The sequence below is a fragment of the Streptomyces huiliensis genome, assembly GCF_020037025.1.
Classification (GTDB): Bacteria; Actinomycetota; Actinomycetes; order Streptomycetales; family Streptomycetaceae; genus Streptomyces; species Streptomyces huiliensis.
Map to the genome: position 1 here is coordinate 1 of NZ_JAIQLH010000216.1, position 6775 is coordinate 6775.

At 73.8% G+C, this 6775-nt stretch carries 8 protein-coding genes; 5 read left to right on the forward strand and 3 right to left on the reverse strand.

The annotated features are described in order from the left end of the window. The 3 genes from JNW98_RS28260 to JNW98_RS28270 all read right to left on the reverse strand — a co-directional run. Window positions 1-751: hypothetical protein (locus JNW98_RS28260; RefSeq protein WP_223771146.1), on the reverse strand; the 751-nt coding region annotated here is incomplete at its 3' end. Window positions 752-968: 217 nt separating this feature from the next. Next, window positions 969-1511, reverse strand: coding sequence for a pyridoxamine 5'-phosphate oxidase (locus JNW98_RS28265; RefSeq protein ID WP_223771147.1), 543 nt, complete (start codon window positions 1509-1511; stop codon window positions 969-971). Between the two features lie 94 nt (window positions 1512-1605). Further along, on the reverse strand, window positions 1606-1848 hold the full coding sequence (locus JNW98_RS28270; RefSeq protein WP_223771148.1) for a hypothetical protein: 243 nt from the start codon (window positions 1846-1848) through the stop codon (window positions 1606-1608). Between the two features lie 250 nt (window positions 1849-2098). Between JNW98_RS28270 and JNW98_RS28275 the strand changes: the two genes are divergently transcribed. From JNW98_RS28275 to cseC, 5 genes are all read left to right on the forward strand, one after another. Further along, the gene (locus JNW98_RS28275) at window positions 2099-3013 is read left to right on the forward strand and encodes an iron-sulfur binding domain-containing protein (protein ID WP_223771149.1); all 915 of its coding nucleotides are present in this window, start codon (window positions 2099-2101) and stop codon (window positions 3011-3013) included. A gap of 207 nt (window positions 3014-3220) precedes the next feature. Continuing rightward, complete coding sequence (locus JNW98_RS28280) at window positions 3221-3769, forward strand: SigE family RNA polymerase sigma factor (protein WP_004949546.1); 549 nt, start codon at window positions 3221-3223, stop codon at window positions 3767-3769. A 50-nt stretch (window positions 3770-3819) separates the two neighbouring features. Then, window positions 3820-4470 (forward strand): hypothetical protein, encoded by a 651-nt coding sequence (locus tag JNW98_RS28285; RefSeq protein ID WP_223771150.1) that lies wholly within the window; start codon window positions 3820-3822, stop codon window positions 4468-4470. Between the two features lie 16 nt (window positions 4471-4486). Further along, the gene (gene cseB, locus JNW98_RS28290; protein WP_223771151.1) at window positions 4487-5197 is read left to right on the forward strand and encodes a two-component system response regulator CseB; all 711 of its coding nucleotides are present in this window, start codon (window positions 4487-4489) and stop codon (window positions 5195-5197) included. A 71-nt stretch (window positions 5198-5268) separates the two neighbouring features. After that, entirely contained in the window at window positions 5269-6570 is a 1302-nt protein-coding gene (gene cseC, locus JNW98_RS28295) for a two-component system sensor histidine kinase CseC (protein ID WP_223771152.1), read from the forward strand. The last annotated feature ends 205 nt before the right edge of the window (window positions 6571-6775 follow it).

Below are 6775 nucleotides of genomic sequence, written 5' to 3' on the forward strand. Positions count from 1 at the left end.
TCGGGACGGCGCACTGCGGGGCGCTGCGCCTGCGGTCCCACTCCAGGGTGCGCTTGGTCTCGCCCGAGCCCGGCACCTCCACCAGCACCTCGCCGCGGCCGCGCGGGCAGTCGTCGGACGCCCACACGTGCTGCGTCCCGGCCGGGTCGGTGATCTTGAGGACGGCGGTCGGCGAACCGATGTCGACCTTGCAGGCGCCACCGCCCGTGTTCTTGAGCACGATCTCGAACTTGGGCCGCTCGCCGGGCCCGTAGGCGCCCTTGACGCTGCGCACCGTCACCTGGAACGAGCCTGACGTGCAGTCAGGCACCGAGGACCCCTTGGCCAGCACCTTGGCGTCACCGGCCCCCAGCACGCCCGCGCCCGGCCCGGCACCGGAGCCACCGCCCGTACCACCGGACCCACCGGCACCGCCCGCACCACCCGCGGAACCGGCGCCGCCGCCCGTACCGGAGCCGGACCCGCCGCCGCCGCCGACGGTCCCGAGGCCGCCGACGCTGCCGCCGCCCTGCCCGGAGCCACCGCTGCCGCTGCCGCCGCTCCCGCTGCCCGTGCCGCCGGCGCCGCTCGACTCGTCACGACCGCCGGGCCGTTGGCTGTAGTGCGGCCCGGACGGGGTCGGACCGGGGGTGATGGTGGCACCGCCGGAGTCCCCGCCGCCCTTGGACGCGCCGTTCTTGCCGTCGGACGACCCGTCCTCACCGCCGAGCGTGAGCAGCCACACCACCAGGAGGGCGAGGACGCCGAGCACGGCAAGCGCAACTCCCCTCCGTCGCCAGTAGATGGAGGAGGGAAGCGGCCCGATCGGATTGCGCAGTGATCCCACGCGAAAACTCTACGAGAGATCCGGCCGGGCTCCACCCCGTACCCGCCGTATGAGTGCCTACTTTTCTCATCATCTGCCCGGTGGGACCCGTCTCCATGCCGTTTGGCAGAGCAAATCTCACGCCCCCTCAGCACCGGCCGCCCTACCGGCGCCACTCCGTCCGATGCCCGAACCCCCGTCCGTTGTCGACGAGTCGGAGCCAGTCGGGGCGCAGCTCCCAGAACTCGGTGCGGTCCAGCGCCCGGCGCAGCCGCTCCGAACGCTCCACGTAGGGAAAGCGGGTGCGGTAGGCGTCCCAGGCCGCCGCGCGGTCCGCGCCGTCCAGGAGGTGGCAGGTGCCGCGCCCCTGGACCCCGGTGAGGGCGGTCCATTCCTGGCCGTCGCGCTGCGCGGTGAAGGCGACGCGGACGTTCCCGGACGCGAGGAAACGGCCGTGACGCGTGGTGGTGGAGGTGACGAAGACGAGGGAGATCCCGCCGTCGTTCCCCTCACCCTCCTCGCCCTCACCCCGCCCCCCGGGCGAACCGGGCGCGTACGGCGGCCCGTTGCGCACCGCGTAGAGCACCGCGCACGCCTGCGGCCCCTCGTCGTCGCCGTAGGCGAGGGTGAGCGTGGTGTGCGCGCCGAGGGCCGCGCGGATCTCCGGCGGCGGCCCCGCGACCGGGCCGGTCTGCGTCTCCGTCATGGACCCATTCCACCCCCGCCGCCGGGAGCGGACCAATCCGGGTCCGGTCACCCGCCGTTGCGGACCGTCCTGGAGCGGTTCCCCGTGATGCCGGTCACGACCGGTGGCAGATGAAGCGGCGGCTCCCGTTCGCCGTCGTCTCGACGATCGCGCTCGGGCAGCCCTCCGGGCAGAGCGGGGCGGCGGCGGCCGTGTTGCGGTAGCGCTCCGGCGGGTGCTTGCAGGCGGAGCAGTACCAGCCCGGCGCGAGGCCGGGGACGGGCGTCATGTCCCACCACAGCGGATTCGCGCACGCGCGGCAGCGGACCAGGGGCGGGGCTTCACGGCGGCCTTCCACGGCTCCATGGTCGGCGGGCGGACGGGCGGAGGGGCCGCCCGGCGTCCGGGATCACCCGTACGAGACCGCGGCGCCGCGCGGCAGCGCCCCTCGCGCCCGCGTGCGCGCCCCCCGCGCCCGTCCGCGACATCCCCCGCCCCACGCCGTCGAGCCCCCGAAGCCGAACCCCCGAAGCCGAACCCCTGAAGCCGAGCCCCTGAGGTCGGTGTTTTCCCACCCCGCGCGCCCCCGTGCCACCATCGGTCACGCGATGACTACGACTCCTTCCCTGCCCTCCCCGCGCTCCGGCGCCGAGACCGCCCTGCACCTCCCGGTGATCGCCTGGTTCGAGGCCAACGCCCGGGACCTGCCCTGGCGGCGCCCGGAAGCCGGCCCCTGGGGCGTGATGGTCAGCGAGTTCATGCTCCAGCAGACGCCCGTCAGCCGCGTCCTGCCCGTGTACGAGGAGTGGCTCGCCCGCTGGCCGCGCCCCGCCGACCTGGCCGCCGAGCCGCCGGGCGAGGCCGTCCGCGCCTGGGGCCGGCTCGGCTACCCGCGCCGCGCGCTGCGGCTGCACGCCGCGGCGACCGCGATCACCGAGCGGCACGGCGGCGCGGTGCCGGACGACCACGCCGAGCTGCTGGCGCTGCCCGGCGTCGGCGAGTACACGGCCGCCGCGGTGGCGTCCTTCGCGTACGGGCAGCGCCACGCGGTCCTGGACACCAACGTGCGCCGGGTCCTCGCCCGGGCCGTCTCCGGCGTCCAGTACCCGCCGAACGCCACCACCGCGGCCGAGCGCCGGCTGGCCAAGGAGCTGCTGCCGGGCGAGGAGGCGGTGGCCGCCCGCTGGGCGGCGGCGTCCATGGAGCTGGGCGCGCTGGTGTGCACGGCCCGCACGCCGGTCTGCGGCCGCTGCCCGATCGCCGCCCGCTGCGCCTGGCGCGCCGCCGGCTCCCCCGAGCACGACGGTCCGCCGCGCCGTGGCCAGACCTACGCGGGCACCGACCGCCAGGTCCGCGGCAAGCTGCTGGCGGTGCTGCGGGAGGCGGTGGCGCCGGTGCCGCAGGAGGCGCTGGACGCCGTCTGGGACGAGCCCGTGCAGCGGGCCCGGGCCCTCGACGGGCTGGTGGCGGACGGGCTCGTGGAACCGCTGGAGGACGGGACGTACCGGCTGCCGCTCACGTAGCGGCACCCCCTCCGTCCCGGGTCCTGAATCGGACAGAGCCGCCCTTACTCCCCAGCTGTTACACAACCTATGGACAGCTGTGCACCAGCCGCAGTGCTGCCGCACATCACGTCGCAACAGCTCCTCCGTAGCGTCCTCTCCGTGCTGGAGAACCGTCCGGCGCGCATCGGCAGGCACGGGGACGCAAGCGGAATGGAGGCTGCGAGTATGGCCAGCAGCGGCAAGGTTCTGGACTTCGAGGAGTACGTTCGCAACCGTCAGGACGCTCTCCTGCGGAGTGCGCGGCGACTCGTCCCGGACCCCATCGACGCTCAGGACCTGCTCCAGACCGCTCTGGTCCGCACCTACGGCCGCTGGGACGGCATAGCCGACAAGTCGCTCGCCGACGCCTACCTCCGCCGCGTCATGATCAACACTCGTACGGAGTGGTGGCGGGCCCGTAAGCTCGACGAGGTGCCCACCGAGCAGCTTCCCGACGCCAGCGTCGAGGACGGGACCGAGCAGCACGCCGACCGCGCGCTGCTGATGGACGTCCTCGGTGTCCTCGCGCCCAAGCAGCGCAGCGTCGTCGTGCTGCGACACTGGGAGCAGATGAGCACCGAGGAGACGGCGGAGGCGCTCGGCATGTCGACCGGCACCGTCAAGAGCACCCTGCACCGGGCCCTGGCGCGGCTGCGCCAGGAGCTGGAGAACCGGGACCTGGACTTCCACGCCCTCGATCGTCACGAGCGGGGGCAGGAACGGTGCGCGGCCTGAGAAAGCCGACAGGCGAGGAGCGCGGCCGGACCGACCCGGCCGCATATCCCGTGCGACCCACACGACCCACACGACCCGTCCGTCCCGCCCTGATCGCCGGCGGGACGGTCACGGCGTTCGCCGCGGTCGCCGGCCTGCTGCTCGTGGGCTGCAACACCAGCAGCGAGGGCGTACGCAAGGAGGGCCCCGCCCAGCCGCAGTCGGCGGCGAAGGCGGACCAGCGCACGGCGACGCCGTCCACGCCCCCCACCCGGCGGAAGGTCGACGCCGCGGCGCTGATCAAGTCGGACCCGAAGATCAGCGACGCGGTCAAGAAGAACTTCAAGCCGTGCGTGAAGAACCAGTACCCGGTCGACGTGATCTACGGACAGCTGACCGGCGGCTCCCGCGACGACGTCATCGTGAACATCCTGACCTGCGGTGACGCCATCGGCATCGGTTCGTATGTGTACCGTGCCAAGGGTGACTCGTACGAGAATGTGTTCTCGTCCGAGCAGTCGCCCGTCTACGCCGACATCGACCGCGGGGACCTGCTGATCACCTCGCAGATCTACGGGTCGGCCGACCCGGCCGTCTCCGGCCCCTCGGGCGAGGACGAGGTGACGTACCACTGGTCGGACGGCAAGTTCCGGGAGACCGGGCGCACGCACACCGACTTCAGCAAGGTCGGCGGCACGGACAAGAGCGAGAATTCGGGCTAGGAGGGCTGGGAGCGGCGTGGCCGATACGCATGTGCTCTTCGTCGAGGACGACGATGTGATCCGGGAAGCGACGCAGCTGGCCCTCGAGCGGGACGGCTTCGTCGTCACCGCCGTTCCGGACGGCCTGCAGGGCCTGGAGCGGTTCCGCGAGCGGCACCCGGACATCGCCCTGCTCGACGTGATGGTCCCCGGCCTGGACGGCGTCAGCCTCTGCCGGCGCATCCGCGACGAGTCCACGGTCCCGGTGATCATGCTGTCGGCCCGCGCCGACTCCATCGACGTCGTCCTCGGCCTGGAGGCCGGCGCGGACGACTACGTGACCAAGCCGTTCGACGGCGCCGTGCTGGTCGCCCGGATACGCGCGGTGCTGCGCCGCTTCGGGCACGCCAGCGGCGCGGCGGGGGCCTCCGGCGCGGACGACCACGGCGGCATCGAGGGCGGCGGCCTGCTGCGCTTCGGCGACCTGGAGGTCGACACGGAGGGCATGGAGGTCCGCAAGGGCGGCGCGCCCGTCGCCCTGACGCCGACCGAGATGCGGCTGCTGCTGGAGTTCTCGTCGGCGCCGGGCACCGTGCTGTCCCGGGACCGGCTGCTGGAGCGCGTCTGGGACTACGGCTGGGGCGGAGACACGCGCGTCGTGGACGTCCATGTGCAGCGGCTGCGGGGCAAGATCGGACAGGACCGCATCGAGACCGTCCGCGGTTTCGGCTACAAACTCAGAGGCTGAGCTTTCGTGACCCGCCCCCACCAGGTCGCACCCCTCCGCGTGGACGCGGACTCCGAGGAGCCCCGCGCGCCATGGTGAACCTCACCCTCCGCAGCGGACTGCGCTGGAAGGTCAGCCTCGCCATCGCCGGCGTCGGCGCCCTGATCGCGGTCGCGCTCAGCCTGGTCGTGCACAACGCCGCCCGCGCCTCCATGATCAACAGCAGCCGGGACGTGATGGACCAGCGCATCCAGCTGGCCGAGCGCTACTACCGGACCAGCCAGGGCCGGATGACGCTGCACGCCAAGGTGGACGACCCGGCGCTGCCCGAGCAGCTGAAGGAGGCCGCGGCCCTCGGGCAGCGCGCCACCTTCGTCCAGGACAACGGCAGCTCCGCCCCGCAGGTCTGGGCGTCGGTCCCGCTGGCCAACGGCAAGATCCTCTCGATGCACCAGCCGTTCCAGGACCGGCTGAAGATCCTCGACGAGATGGACCGGGCCCTGATCATCGGCTCGGTCTCCGTCGTCTTGGGCGGCTGCGCGCTGGGCATCCTCATCGGCGGCCAGCTCTCCCGCCGGCTCCGCAAGGCGTCCGCCGCCGCCCGCAAGCTCGCCGACGGCGACCGCGACGTCCGCGTGCGGGAGGCCATCGGCGGCCGGGTGCGCGACGAGACGGACGACCTCGCCCGGGCCGTGGACGGCATGGCGCAGGCCCTCCAGGACCGGCTGGAGGCGGAACGGCGGGTCACCGCCGACATCGCCCACGAGCTGCGCACCCCGGTCACCGGCCTGCTGACCGCCGCCGAACTGCTGCCCCCGGGCCGCCCCACCGAGCTGGTCAGGGACCGCGCCCAGGCCATGCGGACCCTGGTCGAGGACGTGCTGGAGGTGGCCCGGCTGGACGGGTTCGCCGAGCGGGCCGAGATGCAGGAGATCGAACTCGCCGAGTTCGTGGTGCGCCGGGTGCGCTCCTTCTCGCCCGACGCCCGGGTGGACGTCGTCCGGCACGCCTACGTCAACACCGACCCCCGGCGGCTGGAGCGCATCCTCGGCAACCTGCTCGCCAACGCGGCCAAGCACGGCCGGGGGCCCGTCGAGGTCACCGTCGAGGGCCGGGTGCTGCGGGTGCGCGACCACGGTCCGGGCTTCCCCGAGGACCTGCTGCGGGAGGGCCCCAGCCGGTTCCGCACCGGCAGCGAGGACCGGGCCGGCAAGGGCCACGGCCTGGGCCTGACGATCGCCGCGGGCCAGGCCCGGGTGCTGGGCGCCCGCCTCACCTTCCGCAACGCGGACCCGGAGGCGGAGGGCGGCGGCGGGGCCATCGCCGTGCTGTGGCTGCCGGAGTCGTCCCCGACGAGCACGGGGAGCTTCCCCATCATCCGGGTCCCGGACTGATCCTCCGCTCGCCCCCGGGGTGTCACCAGGGGTACGGGCCGCCCCGCCCATGATCGCCATTACAGTTGCGGGCTGAACCAAGGCGCCGGACGGACGGGCGCCGCACCACCAGGGGGACTGATGGGCATCAAGGGACGGCTCGGAAACGTCGGCGGAGCGCTGACCCAGGCGGCGAGCGCCGGAAAGGCCGCCGCCGAGCGCGCCG